Consider the following 19,979-nt stretch of genomic DNA (forward strand, 5'->3'; position numbering starts at 1 on the left):
TTTCAACAATATTTGCACTTCAATATGACAAGAATTAAAATGAATAATGGATGATTGGCAGCAAGTGGTGATGGTGATAGAATGGGGAATTTTATACAAAACTTAGAAGCATCATTACATAAAGGATTTATCGATGAAAAGTATCATCAAACAGGGAGTTATAAACCTAAGCTTTTGGTTAATGATACGACCAAAAATGAGAATGTTTTAAATTCTTTATTAGAGGAACTCGAAAATTGTCGGTCCTTTATTTTTTCGGTGGCCTTTATTACAGAGAGTGGACTGGCAATGTTAAAATCTCATTTCCTTGATCTTAAATATAAAGGAATTAAAGGGCGTATTCTAACTTCTACTTTTTTAAATTTTAACCAGCCAAAAGTATTCAGAGAATTGATGAAGATCAAAAATGTCGAAGTGAGGTTAACCAATTTAAAAGGTTTTCACGCAAAAGGATACATATTTGAACATGATACGTATTATTCCTTAATTGTTGGGAGTTCTAATCTCACAGCACATGCCTTAAAAGTTAACTACGAATGGAATGTAAAACTAACATCACATGAAAACGGAGAAATTGTCCACCACTTCAAAAATCAATTTGAGGAAGTCTGGGAAGAATCTCAAATATTGACTGAACAATGGATTGATCATTACGAAAAGACATACTCACAGAATGCTGACAAGAAAGCAACAGATCATGTGATCGAATTACCCACTCAATACAATAGGAATTCGATTAAAGATGCTATAAAGATTGTTCCTAATAAAATGCAACGAGCCGCTTTAAAAGAAATTCAAGCTTTGCGTGAAGCTGGAAAAGATAAAGGATTAGTGATCTCAGCAACCGGAACGGGAAAAACCTATCTTTCTGCCTTTGACGTACGTAGTTTTGCTCCGAAACGTATGTTATTTATTGTTCACAGAGAGCAAATCTTACAAAAGGCAAAATCTGATTTTTATAGGGTTCTAGGAGGTCTAGAAAAAGATTTTGGCATTTTATCGGGTTCTTATAAGCAAACAGACGCTAAATATTTATTTGCAACGATACAGACGATTTCAAAAGAAGAAATCTTGCACCAATTCGATCCTGAATGCTTTGATTATATTTTAGTGGATGAAGTTCACAAAGCGGGTGCCAAATCCTATCAAAAAGTCATTCATTATTTTAAACCTAAGTTTTTGTTGGGAATGACAGCTACACCTGAGCGGACGGATGATTTTAATATATTTCAATTGTTTGATTATAATATTGCCTATGAAATTCGTTTGCAAGAAGCATTAGAAGAAGATATGCTTTGTCCTTTTCACTATTATGGGGTAATAGACTTTCAATTTAATGGAGAGACAATAAACGATACCACAAAATTATCAAAGTTAGTTTCTGAAGAGCGTGTTAATCATATTGTCGAAAAGATTCAATACTATGGGTTTTCTGGTGACAAAGTAAGAGGGTTGATGTTCTGCAGCCGAAAAGAAGAAGCAGAAAAGCTATCTTCTTTATTGAATAAAAGAGGATTCAGAACAGTAGCTTTAACAGGGGATCATTCTCAAGAAGAACGAATTCGTCGAGTAAATCAATTAGAAAATGGTTTACTGGATTATATTTTAACGGTGGATATATTTAACGAGGGCATTGATATTCCATGCATTAATCAAGTAGTTATGCTAAGACAAACAAAATCGAGCATTATCTTCATACAGCAACTTGGACGCGGACTCCGTAAGCATCCATCAAAAGAATTCGTTACGATCATTGATTTTATTGGCAATTATAAAAATAATTACTTAATTCCGATTGCTTTATCAGGCGACCAATCGCTAAACAAAGACCATATTCGTCGACATATGACGGATACAAGCTATATAAAAGGTGTCTCAACAATAAACTTTGAAGAAATTGCCAAAAAGCAAATTTTTAAAGCCATAAATAACAGCAATTTAACGTCAATAAAAATATTAAAAGAAGCCTTTATCGAGTTGAAAAATAGAATTGGCAGAATCCCATTTTTATATGATTTTGTTTCCAACCATTCAATTGATCCGGTTGTTATAGTAGAAAAGAATATGAACTACTATCAATTTTTATTAAAATTAAAGGAAAAAGTTCCTACATTATCAGATTATGAAAATAAAGTATTAACAATGTTTTCACTAGAAATATTGAATGGTAAACGACAGCATGAAATCATTTTATTAGATTTGTTACTTCGTCAAGAAAAAGTTGAATATGATGAATATCGTAAACGTTTAGCAGAGTCTAATTGTCGAATGGATGATGCGACAATTATTTCCGTCCAACGCGTCTTTGATTTATCATTTTTCACCGAAAACACTAGAAAAAAATACGGAGATAAGCCAATTATTATTGATGAAGATAAACATTATAGGTTTAATGATTCAATTCGAGAGAGTATAAAGTCAAATGGATTTTTCAAAAAATTAGTAATGGACATTGTTCGAAGTGCAAAAGAAAAGAGCAAAGTTTATCAAAGCAGTCAACCGCTAACATTGTATAAAAAATATACAAGAAAAGATGTTTGCAAGCTGTTGAATTGGTTGAATGACGAAAGTTTTACCATGTATGGTTATAAGACAAAATACAATACGTGCCCAATATTTATCACTTACCATAAAAATGATGATATAGAGTCAAGTGTAGATTATGGTGATGAGTTTTTGAATCAAGAAGTATTAAAATGGTATACAAGAAGCAATAGAACGTTAGAATCAAAAGAAGTTAAAGCCATTATTGAAGCAGAAGAAAATAATATTGATATTCATATATTCGTAAAAAAAGATGATGATGAAGGAAGCGACTTTTATTATCTAGGCCAGGCGATTCCTGATAAGAAATCTGTTCAACAAACTGTAATGAAAGACAAAAATGATAAAGAAATTCCCGTTGTCTGTATGAACATGGTGATGGAGCAAAGCATCGATAATAAGCTTTATCATTATATTAAGAGTTGAACGTAAGAAGAAATGGTATACAAACGGATTATTTAGGATTATTTATTCCCTGCGGTTTTAGATTTGCCCATTTAACGAATTTTAGTTGTAAGTTAATGGATAGGGAGATGGGCAAGCGATTTCAGCAGAGCATTTGTTGATCCTGTTTAAGAAAGGGGGGTAATCACGAAATCTATTATCGAGCTGCAAGACATCACAAAACAATATAATGGCCAAACAGTTTTTGAGAATCTTTCTCTTCCATTAACGAAAAACAAATTATGGCTCTTGTGGGGAAAAATGGTTCAGGAAAAAGTACGGTGTTAAAAATGATAGGTGGCTTCATAAAGCCGGACAGCGGTAAAATCTCTCAATATAATGCCCCCTTAGGTGGAGGCCCGAAAATCTCGATGCAAAGCAATACGACCAATGGAACTTGGAGTTACAACAATGTCTATTACAAAAAGAAGGGGTGTTTTTCTCTTTGCCGACTTATAAGGGAAAACGTTGGTTAAGAGCTGTTTTATTAAATCCTTTTACCCCAATCTCCACTATCCGAAAAATTTTTAAAACGATAGACGATTTCTTTATCCATTATCAAAGTTACAAATCCTAATGGAGCTATTCCGAGAAAATTAGTGCTGGAACTATCTAACCGCCACCTGTTGTGAAGCCAGCTTCAAAGTGAGCTAAACTTGATTTCTCATAATCTTTCATTGGTTGTCTACGAACATTTGTTTCTGTAAAGTCGTTAGGCTTAACAGATTGACCATGTTGATGAAAGAGTTTTTTGCAACATATGTTTTGAAAAAGTGGTTTATTGAATTTAAATTTATAAAAAGGTTTTTTATTTACACTTGCCATTTGACAATTCTAAATGTATCGTTTAGATTGTAATCAAAATAAAAGATCGGAAGGGTGAACCAACTAAATGATTTTCTAATCCTATTCACGAAAGTCAACAATTAAAGGCTATATTAGCAGAAAAATCTCCGCTTCATTTTCATTTATGAGGCCTTTAATTGTCGTTTTTCAGAATAGGATTGGACTTTCATAGGTTGGATCTAAAAGATCGTTTCTTTTGGTGTGCCCTATGATTTTGTGCCTCCTATTCTGAATAATAGGAGGCATTTTTTGTCTCCTAAACTCGGGTAAAAGGAGATGTTGATATGCTTTTATTAGAAGCTCATCATGTAAAGCACTATGTACAGGATCGTTTATTGATAGATGCGGATCAATTGCAAATTCATCAAAATGATCGAATTGGATTAGTTGGTCGAAATGGCAGCGGGAAAACGACGTTGCTTCAAATTCTAGCTAATAAGATTTCTCCAGAAGAAGGTATCGTTATTCAACAAACTGCATGTGAACTTTTACCGCAGTTTAAACGAACAGATACAACCAAAAGTGGTGGTGAAGTGACGCAAGAATATATTCAAAAAGCTCTTGTTAAAGCTCCAACGCTTTTACTTGCAGACGAACCAACGACCAATCTAGATACTGACCATATTGAATGGTTAGAAAAGAAGCTGAGAGAGTGGCAGGGGGCATTTATCATTGTTTCGCATGATCGCGAATTTTTGGATGCTCTTTGTACAACCATATGGGAAATCAATGAAGGAAAGATAAAAGAGTATGCAGGTAACTACAGCGATTACGTAAAACAAAAAGAAGCAGAGAAACATCAAGAACAATTAGCTTATGAAAAATATGTGAAAAAGAAAAAGCAGTTGGAAGAAGCATTAAAATTAAAAGAGAAAAAAGCGGAAAGAGCAACGAAGACGCCAAAAAGAGTCAGTGAATCGGAAGTAAGAGGGACAAAGCCATACTTTGCCAAAAAGCAAAAAAAACTGCAAAAAACAGCGAAAGCCATTCAAACGAGATTAGAAAAACTTGAAAAGGCAGAAAAAGTGAAAGAACTCCCACCAATTAAGATGAACTTGCCGAATGAAGAAACGATTAAAAATCGGATTATCTTTCGTGTAGAAGATGTAACGGGTATGATTGGAGAACGTATGCTTTGGAGCCATGCAAATTTTCAGGTTCGAGGTGGTGACAAATTAGCGATTATCGGTCCAAATGGAAGCGGGAAAACGACGCTAGTAAAAAAGATCGTCAACCAAGAGCCAGGCATCATGGTTTCTCCGTCTGTTAAAATGGGCTATTTTAGCCAAAATTTAAATATATTGGATGTGGAAAAATCTATTATAGAGAATGTCCAATCCTCTTCAAAGCAGGATGAAACGCTTATTCGGACGGTCCTTGCAAGAATGCATTTTTTCAATGAAGATGTTTATAAGCCTGTAAGGGTTTTGAGTGGCGGAGAGCGAGTAAAAGTGGCACTAGCAAAACTATTTTTAAGTGATATCAATACGTTGATTTTAGATGAACCGACGAATTTTCTTGATACAGAATCTGTTGAAGCATTAGAGTCACTTCTAAAAGAATATGAAGGAAGCGTGATCTTCGTCTCACACGATCGCCGATTCATTGAAAATATCGCAACACGAATATTGATCATTCGTAATCAAAAGATAGAATTATTTGAAGGAACCTTTCAGCAATATAAACATGTTCAACCACAAAAAACTCGAGACAGCAAAAAAGATCAACGTCTCTTACTCGAAACGAAAATTTCAGAAGTGCTAAGCCGCTTAAGTATTGAACCGTCTAAAGAATTAGAAATAGAATTTCAAAAACTTTTAAAGGAAAAAAGGGAATTGGACATAAATAAATAATTTCGAATATTGATTTTATAATAAAATTTTGTAATAGTTAAATTTACATCAACTGTTAAGCCCCCATAAGCTAATGAAGGGGGCTTTGTTTTTGATATAAAAAACATTTAGACCGTGCAGAAACGGTGATCTATTCCTGAGGTAAAAATGCGCTATTTAAGTTTGAAATGACGGTTTTAATCCATTATTCCAAAAACAAACCATCTTAGCTTTTATAATGCAAGAAATTCTCCAAATGTAATTAGATATTGAACGAAGCATCGAACATGTATTATGGTCATTCCCCTAAGCTTCATTTAAATACATTGAAAAGAAGGGTAGGAAAGAGGAAGTTGAAAAAAGCAATTATTTTTGATATGGATGGTACATTATTTCAGAATTCGTCATCCGATCTTGCACATAATAGAGCCTCTTAGATTATGTGTACAAGCAAAAAATCAAAATTCCAAAATCATATTCTTTCTTTAACAATCTATTAAAGTTCTTGGTTCTTCTGTTCGACCGAAGCAGATTATTCATGAAAGAATAAGGTAAATAGCAACTTTCCTATAGCAGGATTTCGTGCAATGAGTGAGATCTGTCTCTTGATGTTGAAATCGGCAATCGGAAGAACCTTAATAACGGATCGATCAGTATTATAGGTAAAAATTTCCGGTAGTATAGATATGCCTAAATTGGCTGAAATAAACCCGATAATACTTTGACCAAAGTCAATTTCAAAAGAAATATTCGGTTGAGAATGATGAAGTCTATAGGCTTCTTCTATTAACATACGAACATCGCATGAAGAAGGGAGAACAACGAGGGGTTCATCCTTGAAGTCATTAAAATAAATGACATCTTCATGCTTAGCCAGTGGATGGAGATGATTGACAAACAAATAAAAAGGTTCTTTAAAAAGAGGTTTAGACCAATATGAATGTTGAATTTCTCGATCATCTAGCAGTGCTGCATCAATGTCCCCGGTATGTAGGTAATTGAAAATATCATAATAATGATAAAAAATTTTAATATTCACTTCCCGGTCGTTCTCCTTAGCTGTAGCTAATTTATATGGGAGATAAAAGCTGGAAATACTCGGCCACGTTCCAATTTTAATTTCTGAAGTTTTTTGTGTTGATAGAATCTTTTTTTGTATAGAACGAATTTTATGTAAGACAGGTTCAATTTCTTCAAATAAAATATCCCCGGCTTCTGTTAGTTCTACTCCTTTGGCAGAACGTGTAAATAATGTTGCTCCTAAATCTTCTTCTAGTTTTCTAATTTGCTTGCTTAATGCTGGTTGTGTCATATGAAGTTGTTCACTAGCTTTTGTTAAACTTTTTGTCTTCGCTGTAATCAAGAAAGCCTCTAGCCACTCTGTTCTCATTTTGATCCCTCATAACTTTTTGTTATATCCCTAGTATATAAAGGAAGTACTCTTAATGCAAAAATCATGATAGTCTTTGGATGAGTTCAAAACAACATCTAAGGAGGACAATCCTATGTATCCAAACAAAATGTATATAGATGGACAGTGGGTGGATGCAAAAGAAACCATTGATGTCATCAATCCAGCTACAAAGGAGATCATCGGCACTATTCCCAACGGCGGTAAAAAAGAAGCAAAAATGGCAGTAGATGCGGCATACTCTGCCTTCAAGGAGTGGTCTAAAAAGACTGCCGAAGAGCGCAGTCAACTTTTATTAAAATGGCATTGCTTAATTGAAGAACATACGGACGAACTAGCGGAAATCATAACAACAGAACTAGGAAAACCTCTTTCCGAAGCAAAAGGAGAAATTTTTTATGCGAATAGCTACATCTCTTGGTTTGCTGAAGAAGGAAAACGAATTTATGGCGAAACGATTCCGGCATCTTCTCCCCATAAACGTATTATAGTCAAAAAACAGCCTGTAGGTGTTGTTGCAGCCATCACTCCATGGAATTTTCCGGCAGCCATGATTACACGAAAAATTGCACCAGCTCTTGCTGCTGGTTGTACAACCGTTTTGAAACCATCTGAAGAGACGCCTTTCACTGCTTTGAAATTGGCAGAACTCGCTGAGCAAGCCGGGATTCCAAAGGGTGTCATAAATATTGTAACAGGCGATGCAGAACCGATTGTGGATGTTTGGCAAAAAGATGAACGTGTACGCAAGCTCACTTTTACCGGTTCTACACGCGTAGGGAAAATTTTAATGCGCGGGGCCGCTGACACTGTGAAAAAAATATCTCTCGAATTAGGAGGGCATGCTCCGTTCATCGTAACAGCTAATGCAGATATAGAGAAAGCTTTAGAGGGGGTTATGGCGTCTAAATTTAGAAATGCCGGCCAAACCTGTGTATGTGCAAACCGTATTTTTGTTGAAGAAGGAATCGCTGAAGAATTTTCTAATAAACTAGCAGAAAAAGTGTCAAAATTGAAAGTGGGTAATGGATTTGAAGAGGGTGTAGATATAGGTCCACTCATTAATGAAGCAGTCGTTCGGAAAGTAAAGGCACAAATTGAAGATGCAAAACAAAAAGGAGCTAAAATCCTTGTAGGAGGTAACTCCATAAAAGAAGAAGAAGGCTTTTTTATGGAACCAACTGTTATTATGAATGCTACTGACGATATGTACTGCATGCATGAGGAAACATTCGGGCCGCTTGCTCCTATCACAACATTTAAAACAGTAGAAGAAGCTATTGAACGTGCTAATAATAGTCCTTATGGATTGGCTGCTTACGTATTTACAGAGAATATTCAAGAAGCAGTTTATATAACAGAGGCATTAGAATATGGAATTATTGGTTTAAATGATGGTTCTCCTTCGGCCGCCCAAGCACCATTCGGTGGATTTAAAGAGAGTGGGATCGGTCGTGAAGGAAGCCATTATGGAATTGAAGACTATCTAGAAATTAAGTATATTTCACTTGGATTGTAATTGTGCCTCATAATAACAAAAAGGATCATAACGGGGAAATATCGATGAACACCAAAGTGTTTATAAAGCATCTTAGCAGAGAACTAAATCGTGCAGGCATCACCTTACAGACTTTTAAAATATCACTAGCAGCAGGAATTTCATGGTGGCTGGCGACTTTCATTACTCCCCATTTCTATCCTTATATCGCTCCGTTAACAGCCGTTTTAATTACCAATACGACTTTTGAAAAGGCTGTAACCAAAGCGATTCATCGTTTCTTAGGGGTTGTAGGTGGAGTGGCATGCAGTCTGATTGTCTCTCAGTGGATCATGCCTTCAGGAATGGCCGCTTTTCTAAGTATTTTTATAGGGATGGCAATGGCGAAAACTCTTAAACTTCATCAAGACAGCATCTCACAAATAGGCGTAACTGTCGTAATGGTTTTGGCTTTTTTGCATTCGGGAGGTTATGAATGGGCCCGCATCATGGAGACAGTCATAGGATCAGTCGTTGCCATTTTTGTCACTATACTTTTACCTAACAGGAAAGCTGGTCATGATGATACCCTTGACCTCGGCAAAGCAACGTAATATGTTGTTTTTATGTCTGTATTTCATTCAATTACTCGAAAAAGTACGGTTGGTTCATTTTCCTAGTGTAAACATATTGATAAAGGTATGCCAATTCGGCATACCTTCAGACTGTTCACAAAATAGGTTTTATACCCTAGAATACTAGCTCACTGTCTTAATATTCTTATTATACGTTGAATGTCTGTTTCTACAGCAATACACGTTTGTTTAAAGCATCGGTTTTATCGTTCACATATTCTTGTAAAATAGTATTGATCCAACCTTCATATTTTTAACTGAATTTGTTTTTAAATCAATACTGTACATTTGTATTTGATTAATAAGCCATTCGGCTGCTTGAAACTTCATTGAAGACGTTTGTGCAATTCCTCCTTGGTACATACTGCTGGGATTTACGCTATAGATCTGTATAAAAACTCCTTCATATAAGTAAAAAGACCCACCTTGAGACATGGTCGGTGGTAATCATAATCCTCATACAAAATTTTATCAATTCATCAATGTTTCCCCACATAGAATATATAATCTTTTCTATACCAATGTTCAAAATCAAAATAATTGTATAACTATATTCCTGCGCCAATCTCACTACAAAAAGAAGGATTTTAGCAAATTTTGGCGAAAAAAAGAAGAATAACTTCTAAAACACTTGTTAAAACTGGGGTAGTTTTTATGAAGAACTTTGAAATCGGTACTTTTCTTAAAGAAATAAGTGAGGTAATAGAAGAACAAAGATCTGTTCACCACAATAAGGCAAAAAATCGAATTGATGATATTTATAAATTTAGATCTTCCCTCATTGATCGTATTATTCAATTATCTGAAGGGTATGGTTTACTCGTCATAAGAAATGAAATTGTTTATTATCATAACGAACAACATACGATTGATATCGCTCTTTATAATGATGACGACTGTGTACTTGCGATTGAAATTACATCTTCGAGGTTGAAAAGAGCCATTATGAATCTTCTTCATCATTGTTCATTGTACCGATTACTTATTACGTATTATCGAGAAGCAAGTTTTTGTAAAAATTTATTACTTCGATATGATGAGCAGCGGAAAATTACACTTTTACATATAAAGAATTTAAAGTACGATACATCAGAAATAAACAAAATTCCCTCTAAGCTTGGCAGCAAGAATGTAAACTCACCTTTAGAAGTAAAGATTGAAAATGCGTTAAAAGAGTACGGAATCAAATTTGAAAGCCAATATGCAGTTTATCAAAAGATGGGCAGTAGAAACAGTTGGATCCCTAAATATATCATTGATTTTGTGATATATGGTGAACATTGCAAAATTGCCGTTGAATGCGATGGGCTCCGTTACCATTTAACCGATCAAGCAAAAGTGTACGATACAGAAAGAGATTTATGGCTGCTGAAAAACGGATTTGATGAGGTCATTCGGCTTCCAGGAGATAAAATAAAGGAAAATTTATCCGAATGTATGAATATGATTCGATCAAAAATATCTGCGTGGGATCAATTTTACGAAATGAGGAATCGAAAAGCGAAAATTCTTAACACAAATCTCGATGTTTCATGTATCGGTGATTATGTTCAAATCGTATTAAGAGAGTTACTTCCTGTCTTCCATAATATTACTCTTAAAAAGAAGGAAACGACAAAAGAAAAAATAAAACAGTTTGTAAACACCATTTTTAGGGCAGGTTATTCTCCTAACATTCAGACCTTTTATTACCAACTACCCCAATTAAGTGAGTTAATCACAAAAGGAAACGTCCATTGTGCATTTGTCGGCTATAATATCCCGTTTGTTTTATATTATGTCGAATCGTTATCGCAATGCCAGATTCCCAGTTGGTTAAGAAATGAAAAGAGAGTCGTGAAATTAATTATATATAAAAGGAAGTACCAAAAACGCCTTGCCATTGGTCGAAATACTCGCTCTTATGTATTAATTAACGGAAGTAATGGGATTGTTGAGGATTCCGATATTGTTAATAACGTCATCCTAAAGCAAGGAACAAAGCCAATCAAAAAGGAAAATACGGAAACGTTACGGAGCGTTCATACAAAGGAGAGTCAGTTAACTCCTGAAGTTCAAGGAAGTGGAATGATGGAGAAAAAGAAATCAAAATATTACGTGGTCTGGATAGGGAAACAGACAGGTATTTTTTCATCATGGGATGAATGCAAACAATATGTATTAGGGGTAGCCAGTGCAAAGTATAAGTCATTTTCATCCATCGAAGAGGCTAAACAAGCTTATCATGATGGTTGGACGAAATACTATAGGACTGCAGAGAAGGCCAAAACATCCCAACAGATATCCCTTAATTTAAATAAAGATATGACATATATAGAAGAGAGCATATGCGTAGATGCGGCATGTAGCGGCAATCCCGGACAAATGGAATACAAAGGAGTGTACACGAAAACTGGAAAAGTATTGTTTCACTTTGGCCCTATTCTTGGAACAAATAACGTCGGAGAATTTTTAGCTATCGTTCATGCTTTAGCCTTCCTAAAGCAGTATGGAAAAGATTATCCTATTTATTCAGACTCCCTAACCGCTATCAAATGGGTGAAAACTAAAAAGGTTAATACTGCGCTAATAAGAAATAAAGACACCGAACGAGTTTGGCGGCTCATTGAAAGAGCGAAGCAATGGCTCAAAAAAAACGATTACAATAACCCTATTCTCAAATGGGAAACAGACATATGGGGTGAGATTAAAGCAGATTTCGGACGGAAATAGCCGGTTGTCTACAATTTCTATGTAATATGAAGATGTCGATGAAGTTTATAGTTTTCGATTGTAGTAGTATTGTTTTGTTTTATTTGGACTCTAAAACAGATTTAACACAATTATTCTTTTATGTAAATGAAGCATCAAAGCTAATTTGCTGTATTCTCTCTGAGAAGCATGTCAGTCAATAGTATAATTTTTAAAAATACAAAATTTAGCTTTTATTGAATTGATGGGTGTAATTATTAGTGAAGAGGGGGTACCTCGATTTGGGGCTAAAAGTTTTTGCGCGTATAAAGTTACCTTATATTATCAGAGCAAAAGATACAGTAGATGAAGAAGGATTGGTTTATTTGGTTCGTATAGCCGGGGAGAACAAAGATAGTCCAGTGATATTGATGTGTTAGTGGAATTTATGGATGATGCCATGACATTCGATGATTATATGGATTTAAAATTCAATCTGGAAGATCATTTTCAAAAGCCGGTAGATTTAGACATTTTAGATGATATCAAACCAGCATTAAAGCCTAGTATTTTAAGGAGTGCTAATTATGCAGAGAGAGCCTAAAGTTTTTTTACAAGATATTCTCTGCAGAAAAAATTGAGAAATACACCAAGGGCTTATCTTATGATGATTTTCTAGACAAAGACTTAGTGTCGGACGCGGTAATTAAAAATATATTAGTGATTGGCTAAGCAACGAAAAACATTCCAAATGAAATCCGACAAGCACACCCACATATCGAATAGAGAAAGATGGCTGGCATGAGAGATATGATGATTCACGGTTATTTCTCCATTAATTATCGAATTGTCTGGGATGTTGTTCAGAAATAAGATTCCTAAGTTAAAAAAACATGTTGAGCAGTTACTAAATGAAAATTAGAGTGAGACCAAATCTTTTTGAGTTGGCATAGAAGATGATAATCGATAATAATTTACTGTCGTTAAAAATCCATACTATCTATTTTCAACCGGCGTTCTCTTAAAATCTCTAGTTGCTCATCAAATGTAGTTGGGCGTTTAACATTTGCTGTATTTTCTAACCCCATAAATAAATGAAAAAGCCCCACCTTGGTACACATTGTTAAGAGTCGATGTGGGTTCTGCTAATTTAATCGTAATCTTGTGTAAGTGAAGTGAAACATATACCCATTTCTATAACTAAGATTAAAACAACTTCATCTGTTCGTTGTACGAAGTGTTTTTTTCATCCATAACATATCCCATTGCGCGATACCCCTCTAATCTTTTTTCAAACATCTTTTGCATAATCGGGATTTTTTTATCCACGTAGTCATATACACGTACTTCTTGTTTATTTGCATGAATTCGATGCAAGCGTCCGACATATTGTTGCAGGGTGCCTTTCCATGAAATTGGCATTGCTAAGAATAGAGTATCTAATCGGGCATTGTCAAATCCTTCGCCGATATATTTTCCTGTTGCAATCACTAATCTTTCCATGTCATCAGGAATTGAAGCAAGTCGTTGCAATTGTTCTATCCGTTCTTTTTTCGTCATATTTCCGGAGAGTACAATAATATTTTTGGCAAATCCTTTAAATAATTGCTTCAAAATTTCAATATGCTCAATTCGTTCCGTTAAGATTAACGGACAGCGACCTTCTTCAAGTGCAGACAACACATCATCAAATAATTGCTGATTTCGCCGTTCATTGAGTGCTATTTCTGTATAAAGTTGCTGAATATCGTTGTGTGAGGACGTAAAGTTCGTGTACCTCGGAATTAAACAATGAACAAATGGCCTTACTTTTGCTTGTATTTTCCCGTCAATTTTATAACGAATAGGACCACACTGCATGTGAATAATAGGATGTAAACCATCTTTACGAATCGGTGTAGCCGTTAAACCATACACATACTTGGCGCGAACTTGTTTTAACACTTGTTCAAAGCTAAAGGCGGAAATATGATGGCATTCATCGACAATGATTTGGCCATATTGAGTAATAAATGACTTCAACTGACCCTTGTAATTTAAGCTTTGAATGGTTGCTATATCGATATTTCCTGTTATTTTGTTTTTTCCGCCTCCAATTTGTCCGATTTCTTTTGATGAAATATTAAGAAACGTTGATAATTGCTCTAACCATTGTTGCATCAACTGTGTACGATGAACGATGACTAACGTATTGGTTTTTCGTTCCGCAATAAGAGCTGCCGCTATAACCGTTTTGCCAAAACCAGTGGTTGCTGAAAGAACACCAGTATTGTGTTTCAATAATTGTGATATTGCATCGTGTTGCTGGAAAGTTAACTCACCTTGAAATTCCACATCAATCGTCTTGCCATCGAATTGATCATCAATGATTTCAGTTTGAATGGATAATGACGATAAAAGGTTGATAACCTCCTCCAAACAGCCACGAGGTAAGACCAAATATCCTTCCTTATCCCAAGAGCAATTAATCACTCGCGGTATTCCGTATGTAGACATGCGATTTTTCTGGGCTCTATAAAATTCAGGATTCGCTAACGTTGCTAGTTTCGTCAACTTAGTTAAAAGAGAAGAGGGGGCTCTATCTTTTAGAATGTATAGACCATTCTTTAATTCAATAGTAATTTCCTCTGGATACACTTCGTTTACAGTAATAGATTTATTTTCGTAAAGCTGTACCACATCTTGTACTTCTTTTTTTGTCATCGTTTGAACAGAAGATAAATACATCCATTGGTCTGGATAAGGAGTAAAGGATTCATCTACAAATACACTATTGCCGTTTGTCCTTGGCTTTCGCTGAAGCGGCAATGCAATTAAATTTCCGAATCCGCCTTTTGGAAGCGTATCTTGATTCGGGAATAATCGATCATAGGAGTCTAAACCTATTTCATATCTTTTTTCCATTGTTTTAGCGAGCAATGTCATTCCCATTTTGCGAGCTAATGAAGCAGGAATCGCTTCGGAGAAGAAAATCCATAAGTGTGCACCATTCCCAGATCTTGAGCGTTCAATACTATACGGTACGGAAAACTCTTTACATACACGAACAAACGCCAACACATCCTCTTGCCAATTCTTTTTGTCAAAATCAATCGCCAAAAAGAAACACGTTTCATCTTTTTGCATTGGATAAATTCCAACCGTATGCTTCCCGCTTAAATGATCGTAAAGCACTTGATCATTTAGCGGTAGCAATGTTCGATGCTGACACTCACTGCATTTTATCTCCGGTTTTCGACAAATAGGCGGTTGCCACTCATAGGCGCAAGCAGGCGTATATCCCGCGCGACCGTTTTTTGATTCCCAGCGAACCGCATATACATCTGTTCGTCCTCTAAAAAGTTGCTTGAATAATCGTATCTTTTCTTCCGGTGACGATTGGTTGTTCACTATAGAACTAGCCATAGTTACAGAATGATTGTTTTCTTTCTTTTGCATCATCATTGAAAGAATGTGTTTTAAATATTCATTTTCTTTCCTTAAACGTTCACATTCCGCAAGAGCTTGTTGCAACTGAATCCGGATGTCCATGACTTTACCTCTAAAACATTTATTTAACTGTAATGATATTGTAAAGCATTGAGTTAGAAGTGTAAAAGTGATCATCCAAAATTAAACAACTCTTTATACTAGTATTTAATTAAATTACTTACTTTCATTCAAACCACTTTAAGGAAGAAAAACTTATCATTGGAGGGGGAGGAATTTAGCAGTTTTTGTCGAACTTAAGTTCTAATGAATGTTTTTAAAGTAATTTTTTATGCTAAAAAGATCTAAAGGTTAGAGCAACACATGATTTGTGTGTGACGATATACATATTCAGTTTCAAACATTTTCAACACTATTCAAATTAAAATTCGGTAGGTGTAGGTGATAATTCGTGAAGGATGTTTTAACATCGATTGTAATTCCACTTGTGGTTGGAATTGTACCTGCTTTTATTTCGTTTTTAGGAGCTCGGTATCAGGCGAATAGTGCACTACAAACTGTTAAAGAACAACAACAGGCAGAGTTGCAAAAATTGAAAGAACAACACAGTGTTGATTTGCAGAAGCTAAGAGAACAACAACAGGCGGAGTTAGAAAAACTAAAAGAGCAGCAGAATGCAGAGATACAAAGGATAAGAGAGCAGTCTTTGCGTGATATAGAGAGAATAAAGGTTGAAATAGAAAAACAAGCAGAACTTTATGAAAAGAATGCCCAAACGGATATCATAAAAGAGTTGTTTGGAAAAGCAATTGAAGGGGACATGTCTGTATTCGAAAATTTAGAGAAGTTAGATAAATTATCTAAGCAGATGCAGAAAGGAATCCTTGTTAAGCACCTCAAACATCCTGCGAATAAAAGAAAAAAAGGTTAAGACAACAATATTCCATTAATCAAATAGATTCTAACTTCATAAATTCATGACACTAATAAAACCTCTGAAGAAATTCTCAAATCAAGTTATCAAGCTTTAAGACACGAATTTGCAAACGAACTAAATTTCTACGGATTTGGGAGATTGTTTAAAAAGTAAGGCGGTGTTATAATATGGATAGAACTACTATTTTATAAGTTCGGTTGCACAAGATGCTCTTTCCTCTATACGAAATGCTGTATTTGAAGAATTAAAAAATATGGGGCATGAACCTATTCGCTTTGAAGATAGTATGCGATATATTCACCAAGATGCTATCCGAACTTGTTTGGAGTACGTATCAAGAAGTGATATCTTTCTACTATTTATCGCGGATAAAGCAGGAACATACTTAGAGGATGAAGGGAAAACTGTTACTCACCTTGAATTTTTGCGTGCATATCACGAAAATAAACGTCTTATCGTGTATGTTCACGATATAGTTCTTGATACCTATTTTCAGACATCAGACCTCAAATAAAACAATCGTTAGTACAGTATTTAAGCGAACACGATAAAGAACCGGATTCAATGTTGAAATTTATAAGCGAAAACATTAAAGAGCAGCCTCATGTTGCCGAAAATTACGTATGGTACTTTCTTTATGATGCAGAACAAAAAGGCATATATTTCGAAAAATGCTCATTAGGTGTCGAAATTCTTTCAAACATAAAAAGCTATCTTTCAGCTCTTTTCAAAGAAAGCCTTCAATACTTAAATATTCGTTCTGAAATCGAACGGAGCTTAGAACATGTAGAATTATACGGGGATTTTTATGAACTATCACTTGAATTCATAAGTTTATTGCAGAATGGGCAAATTACAAATTGGAGAAGGCTTTTAGCGCTTTTACGATCTAAGATGGTCGGCTGCAATATTTACTCTAAAAATACAAATTACCAACAAGAAGCTATAGGAGCATTAATGGACTGTAAAGCCGTAACTCTTTACGAAAAAAGAGATAACCAGATGATTTGCAAAGAATATGATGGATTAACAACTCCTGAGAACTTTTCATTAGATGATTCAAAATGCTGTTAAGAGGTCTCCCAAATGAACAATTATAAAGAAAATGTAATATTAATTGCCTCCGCACCACATGGATATGGAAAAAAAGTTGTAACGAATCGTCTTAGCCAAATGAAGCGTGATCATGCAAATTTTCAAAATAAACTTTCCCAAATAAAAAATTCATTTCGTAATTCAAAATAAACGCTCATGATGTAAAAAATGTTCTACTGATAGAAGGAGTAAAATCCATTTCTTCGAATGTTTCAAATTTGCCCGTTCTACAATTTCAATATTAAGAAGGATATTCCTATTCTTATTAGTAGGTCTTGTAGTTGGTTTTATATATCTGTTGTTATTATAGGTTTTAGTTTTAGTATTCAGCTAATAGGTAGAGTACTATAATTTTGTGAAAAAAGAAAATCTGTTTGTAGGTCACGGTGCCATAAATCCTTAGATCAATCTGTCTATTCCATTAGGTGAACAAAACAATGACTATGCTGCTGTTCGTGTAATTAGTCATGACTCAGATGGAATTGAGGTAAAAGGAGCAAAAATGATTGTAACTCTAGCTCCCATTGCCGACGAACTTCTAATATTTAACATGCCAGGCTTAAAGCCAGGGGATGAGGACTAGCGACTTTGATTATCCAATTGTAAATAGCTTTGATGAGATTGATGCCTATTTATTACTAGATAATGTTCATATTCCTTGGAATAGAGTTTTTGTGTTTAAGGATGTACAAAAGTCCAACATCTTTTACGATAAGACTTTTGCTCGAAATCATACTGGTCACCAAGGAATCGTAAGAGGTCTATCTAAAGCCGAATTTCTTACAGGTACTGCTATTAAGTTAGCAGAAGTATTGGGGGTAAATGGATTTATAAATGTTCAAGAGAAATTAGGTGAACTCACATCCTATATTGAATTACTGAAAGCAAGTATTCTCTTAAGTGAGGAGGAAGCTTCCATGAGTGAGGAAGGTGTACTCAATCCTAGTATTAGTGCTATTCAAGCTATTAGATATAACTTCCCTAAAATGTATGAACGAATGGTCAAACATATACAATCACTGGCAGCCGGATCTATGCTTTCCACACCACATTCAGGAGATTTCCACTCTCAAATGATATGGTTGATGCTAAAGATAGATCAAAACTTCTAATTTGGCTTGGGATGTTTCTGGTGATGGATTTGGGCAGAGGCAGCTCATGTATGAATATTATCACGCAGGTGATCCAATGCGCATTGAAGCCGTCCATTATCTTACATATCAAAAGGATCACATGTTAAACATGGTAGAAAGGGCGTTAGCAAGAAATGAAGATAATAAAGTGTTCCTGTCTTGTTAATAAAAAAGAAGATAAGTTATTGTGTGTTAGAGTTAGGGATAATAAGCTTTGGTACCTACCTGGTGGTAAGATTGAACATGGTGAGACACCTGAAGAAACTTTGGTAAGAGAGTTATATGAAGAACTCAGCATAAGAATTGAGCGTTCAAGTATAAAGTATCTTTGCAATATTATAGGTCCTGCTTATGGTGAAGAAGCTATGGTGGAGTTATACTGCTATACAGCTGAATGGACAGGGGAAATAAAACCTCATGCTGAAATTAGTGAAGTTTCTTGGATCGACATTAACCATAAAGAATTACTGGCTCCCGCCGTTATCGAACTCCTCAACCACTTATAATGAAGGAGGTTATATAGTGTCGTGTTTTACAATGAGAATCGATTAGTTGATAAAATGAAACAATATGATCTTGATGCCATAGTGGTCTCAACAAAAGAGAACATAAGATACTTTACAGGTTTTGAGCCTGTAATAAAAACCTTAAGTCCATACTTAGGTGAATGTTACATTGTTATAACAAGAGACAAACCTAATCAAGTTAACATCGTGCATTCAGTAGGGGAAATAGATCAAGTACTTGATGCTAAAGTAGCAATCGGTAAAGTTCAGACATATGGTACTTTTTATAGGGAGTATATGAATGGAGTTGAGCTTACTCACGAAGAAAGAAGGCTTAAGGAACTATCTGATCTTACTCACAGCGCTACTAGTGCACGAGAGGCCTTATCATCTTTGTTAAGAGAACTAGGATTAGCAAAATCAAGATTAGGGATCGATGAAGATGGCATGACAATGGCTTGTTTAAGTCATATTAAAAGTAGATTTCCAGGTATAGAATTTATATTTTTTTCTAACAAAATTAGGCAGATAAGGGCTGTTAAAACACCACATGAGATAGATGCGCTTACTTACGCGGCTAATTGTGTGGAAAAAGCCGTTGAAGATGTTATCAGTAATCTCAAAGAAGGCATTAGTGAATTAGAAATAGCAAACATGTTTAATACATCTATAGCCAGTCAAGGAGCTATCGCTGCTTTACCAATGATCAAAATAGGTAGACACGCGGTTGGAGGACAACGTAGACAAAAATCGGAAATTAAGCTCCAACCTGGGGACTTAATATGGTTTGATTGCGATGTAGTCTGTAATGGGTATTGGGCAGATAATGCACGGGTGTTCTCATATAAATATATGAAACCCGATTATGATAAATTTAATGCATTGTACAAGGGACAGCTTGTGGCAATTAATGAAGTAAAGATCGGTATGAAGGGAAAAGATGTATTTAAATTAACAATGAGTGCGGGTCTGAAAAAATTTCCATAAAGTCTTGACTTACTCTCCAATGCCGCTTAATAT

19 protein-coding genes and 2 pseudogenes are annotated in these 19,979 nt (G+C 35.1%); 18 read left to right on the top strand and 3 right to left on the bottom strand.

Annotated features, from left to right (window positions below; genetic code table 11):
- The first annotated feature begins 81 nt into the window (after nt 1-81).
- Nucleotides 82-2,970, top strand: a complete 2,889-nt coding sequence (locus NST12_RS07940) for a DEAD/DEAH box helicase (protein WP_341102163.1) — start codon at nt 82-84, stop codon at nt 2,968-2,970.
- A 260-nt stretch (nt 2,971-3,230) separates the two neighbouring features.
- Entirely contained in the window at nt 3,231-3,464 is a 234-nt protein-coding gene (locus NST12_RS07945; RefSeq protein ID WP_278898843.1) for an ATP-binding cassette domain-containing protein, read from the top strand.
- 136 nt (nt 3,465-3,600) lie between these two features.
- Here NST12_RS07945 and NST12_RS07950 read toward each other — a convergent pair whose 3' ends face one another.
- Nucleotides 3,601-3,813, bottom strand: coding sequence for a hypothetical protein (locus tag NST12_RS07950; RefSeq protein WP_270584625.1), 213 nt, complete (start codon nt 3,811-3,813; stop codon nt 3,601-3,603).
- A 305-nt stretch (nt 3,814-4,118) separates the two neighbouring features.
- On the opposite strand from NST12_RS07950, the gene NST12_RS07955 reads away from it, so the two are divergent.
- On the top strand, nt 4,119-5,687 hold the full coding sequence (locus tag NST12_RS07955; RefSeq protein ID WP_341100856.1) for a Vga family ABC-F type ribosomal protection protein: 1,569 nt from the start codon (nt 4,119-4,121) through the stop codon (nt 5,685-5,687).
- A gap of 511 nt (nt 5,688-6,198) precedes the next feature.
- Here NST12_RS07955 and NST12_RS07960 read toward each other — a convergent pair.
- Entirely contained in the window at nt 6,199-7,056 is an 858-nt protein-coding gene (locus tag NST12_RS07960; RefSeq protein WP_341100857.1) for a LysR family transcriptional regulator, read from the bottom strand.
- A 115-nt stretch (nt 7,057-7,171) separates the two neighbouring features.
- Between NST12_RS07960 and NST12_RS07965 the strand changes: the two genes are divergently transcribed.
- From NST12_RS07965 to NST12_RS07990, 6 genes and pseudogenes are all read left to right on the top strand, one after another.
- Nucleotides 7,172-8,596, top strand: coding sequence for an NAD-dependent succinate-semialdehyde dehydrogenase (locus NST12_RS07965; RefSeq protein ID WP_341100859.1), 1,425 nt, complete (start codon nt 7,172-7,174; stop codon nt 8,594-8,596).
- Between the two features lie 44 nt (nt 8,597-8,640).
- Nucleotides 8,641-9,168, top strand: coding sequence for an FUSC family protein (locus tag NST12_RS07970; protein WP_327798348.1), 528 nt, complete (start codon nt 8,641-8,643; stop codon nt 9,166-9,168).
- A gap of 1,239 nt (nt 9,169-10,407) precedes the next feature.
- Nucleotides 10,408-10,635, top strand: a pseudogene (locus NST12_RS07975) (endonuclease domain-containing protein); the annotation flags it as partial.
- Between the two features lie 624 nt (nt 10,636-11,259).
- Nucleotides 11,260-11,901, top strand: coding sequence for a ribonuclease H1 domain-containing protein (locus tag NST12_RS07980; RefSeq protein ID WP_412678316.1), 642 nt, complete (start codon nt 11,260-11,262; stop codon nt 11,899-11,901).
- 334 nt (nt 11,902-12,235) lie between these two features.
- Nucleotides 12,236-12,463 (top strand): annotated as a pseudogene (locus tag NST12_RS07985) (nucleotidyltransferase family protein).
- A 209-nt stretch (nt 12,464-12,672) separates the two neighbouring features.
- Nucleotides 12,673-12,732: a hypothetical protein gene (locus tag NST12_RS07990; RefSeq protein ID WP_234395415.1), complete on the top strand. Its 60-nt coding sequence runs from the start codon at nt 12,673-12,675 to the stop codon at nt 12,730-12,732.
- 333 nt (nt 12,733-13,065) lie between these two features.
- Here the strand turns inward: NST12_RS07990 and NST12_RS07995 are convergent, their stop codons facing one another.
- Nucleotides 13,066-15,390 (bottom strand): TOTE conflict system archaeo-eukaryotic primase domain-containing protein, encoded by a 2,325-nt coding sequence (locus NST12_RS07995; RefSeq protein ID WP_341100862.1) that lies wholly within the window; start codon nt 15,388-15,390, stop codon nt 13,066-13,068.
- A 349-nt stretch (nt 15,391-15,739) separates the two neighbouring features.
- Here NST12_RS07995 and NST12_RS08000 point away from each other — a divergent pair, with 349 nt between their 5' ends.
- From NST12_RS08000 to NST12_RS08035, 9 genes are all read left to right on the top strand, one after another.
- Entirely contained in the window at nt 15,740-16,219 is a 480-nt protein-coding gene (locus tag NST12_RS08000; protein WP_341029398.1) for a hypothetical protein, read from the top strand.
- Between the two features lie 193 nt (nt 16,220-16,412).
- Nucleotides 16,413-16,739 (top strand): DUF4062 domain-containing protein, encoded by a 327-nt coding sequence (locus NST12_RS17095; protein WP_412677386.1) that lies wholly within the window; start codon nt 16,413-16,415, stop codon nt 16,737-16,739.
- Between the two features lie 50 nt (nt 16,740-16,789).
- Nucleotides 16,790-17,299 carry a hypothetical protein gene (locus NST12_RS08005; RefSeq protein ID WP_327805740.1) on the top strand — a complete coding sequence of 170 codons (510 nt, stop codon included), beginning with the start codon at nt 16,790-16,792 and terminating at the stop codon, nt 17,297-17,299.
- 12 nt (nt 17,300-17,311) lie between these two features.
- A complete protein-coding gene (locus NST12_RS08010) occupies nt 17,312-17,470 on the top strand; it encodes a hypothetical protein (protein ID WP_327805741.1) in 159 nt (52 codons plus the stop codon).
- 310 nt (nt 17,471-17,780) lie between these two features.
- The gene (locus NST12_RS08015) at nt 17,781-17,903 is read left to right on the top strand and encodes a hypothetical protein (RefSeq protein WP_445662343.1); all 123 of its coding nucleotides are present in this window, start codon (nt 17,781-17,783) and stop codon (nt 17,901-17,903) included.
- Nucleotides 17,893-18,432, top strand: coding sequence for a 4-hydroxyphenylacetate 3-hydroxylase C-terminal domain-containing protein (locus NST12_RS08020; RefSeq protein WP_341100864.1), 540 nt, complete (start codon nt 17,893-17,895; stop codon nt 18,430-18,432). Before NST12_RS08015 ends, NST12_RS08020 begins: the two co-directional genes overlap by 11 nt.
- A gap of 46 nt (nt 18,433-18,478) precedes the next feature.
- The gene (locus tag NST12_RS08025; protein WP_327805742.1) at nt 18,479-18,619 is read left to right on the top strand and encodes a hypothetical protein; all 141 of its coding nucleotides are present in this window, start codon (nt 18,479-18,481) and stop codon (nt 18,617-18,619) included.
- Entirely contained in the window at nt 18,588-18,959 is a 372-nt protein-coding gene (locus tag NST12_RS08030) for an NUDIX hydrolase (RefSeq protein WP_341100867.1), read from the top strand. The genes NST12_RS08025 and NST12_RS08030 overlap by 32 nt, the downstream gene beginning before the upstream one ends.
- A gap of 21 nt (nt 18,960-18,980) precedes the next feature.
- Nucleotides 18,981-19,946 carry a M24 family metallopeptidase gene (locus tag NST12_RS08035; RefSeq protein ID WP_341100869.1) on the top strand — a complete coding sequence of 322 codons (966 nt, stop codon included), beginning with the start codon at nt 18,981-18,983 and terminating at the stop codon, nt 19,944-19,946.
- Nucleotides 19,947-19,979: the final 33 nt, after the last annotated feature.

Origin of the sequence: Bacillus sp. FSL W8-1127, assembly GCF_038006725.1 — a bacterium.
Taxonomy (GTDB): Bacteria; Bacillota; Bacilli; order Bacillales; family DSM-4216; genus Bacillus_O; species Bacillus_O smithii.

What these genes read in the sequence shown, in the direction of transcription:
- NST12_RS08030 (WP_341100867.1), top strand. Translation starts at nt 18,588, where the DNA reads ATGAAGATAATAAAGTGTTCCTGTCTTGTTAATAAAAAAGAAGATAAG.
- NST12_RS07970 (WP_327798348.1), top strand. Translation starts at nt 8,641, where the DNA reads ATGAACACCAAAGTGTTTATAAAGCATCTTAGCAGAGAACTAAATCGT.
- NST12_RS08005 (WP_327805740.1), top strand. Translation starts at nt 16,790, where the DNA reads ATGTTGAAATTTATAAGCGAAAACATTAAAGAGCAGCCTCATGTTGCC.
- NST12_RS07980 (WP_412678316.1), top strand. Translation starts at nt 11,260, where the DNA reads ATGGAGAAAAAGAAATCAAAATATTACGTGGTCTGGATAGGGAAACAG.
- NST12_RS08025 (WP_327805742.1), top strand. Translation starts at nt 18,479, where the DNA reads ATGTATGAATATTATCACGCAGGTGATCCAATGCGCATTGAAGCCGTC.
- NST12_RS08010 (WP_327805741.1), top strand. Translation starts at nt 17,312, where the DNA reads ATGAACAATTATAAAGAAAATGTAATATTAATTGCCTCCGCACCACAT.
- NST12_RS08020 (WP_341100864.1), top strand. Translation starts at nt 17,893, where the DNA reads ATGAGGACTAGCGACTTTGATTATCCAATTGTAAATAGCTTTGATGAG.
- NST12_RS07960 (WP_341100857.1), bottom strand. Translation starts at nt 7,056, where the DNA reads ATGAGAACAGAGTGGCTAGAGGCTTTCTTGATTACAGCGAAGACAAAA.
- NST12_RS07965 (WP_341100859.1), top strand. Translation starts at nt 7,172, where the DNA reads ATGTATCCAAACAAAATGTATATAGATGGACAGTGGGTGGATGCAAAA.
- NST12_RS07945 (WP_278898843.1), top strand. Translation starts at nt 3,231, where the DNA reads ATGGCTCTTGTGGGGAAAAATGGTTCAGGAAAAAGTACGGTGTTAAAA.
- NST12_RS07950 (WP_270584625.1), bottom strand. Translation starts at nt 3,813, where the DNA reads ATGGCAAGTGTAAATAAAAAACCTTTTTATAAATTTAAATTCAATAAA.
- NST12_RS07940 (WP_341102163.1), top strand. Translation starts at nt 82, where the DNA reads ATGGGGAATTTTATACAAAACTTAGAAGCATCATTACATAAAGGATTT.
- NST12_RS07995 (WP_341100862.1), bottom strand. Translation starts at nt 15,390, where the DNA reads ATGGACATCCGGATTCAGTTGCAACAAGCTCTTGCGGAATGTGAACGT.
- NST12_RS07955 (WP_341100856.1), top strand. Translation starts at nt 4,119, where the DNA reads ATGCTTTTATTAGAAGCTCATCATGTAAAGCACTATGTACAGGATCGT.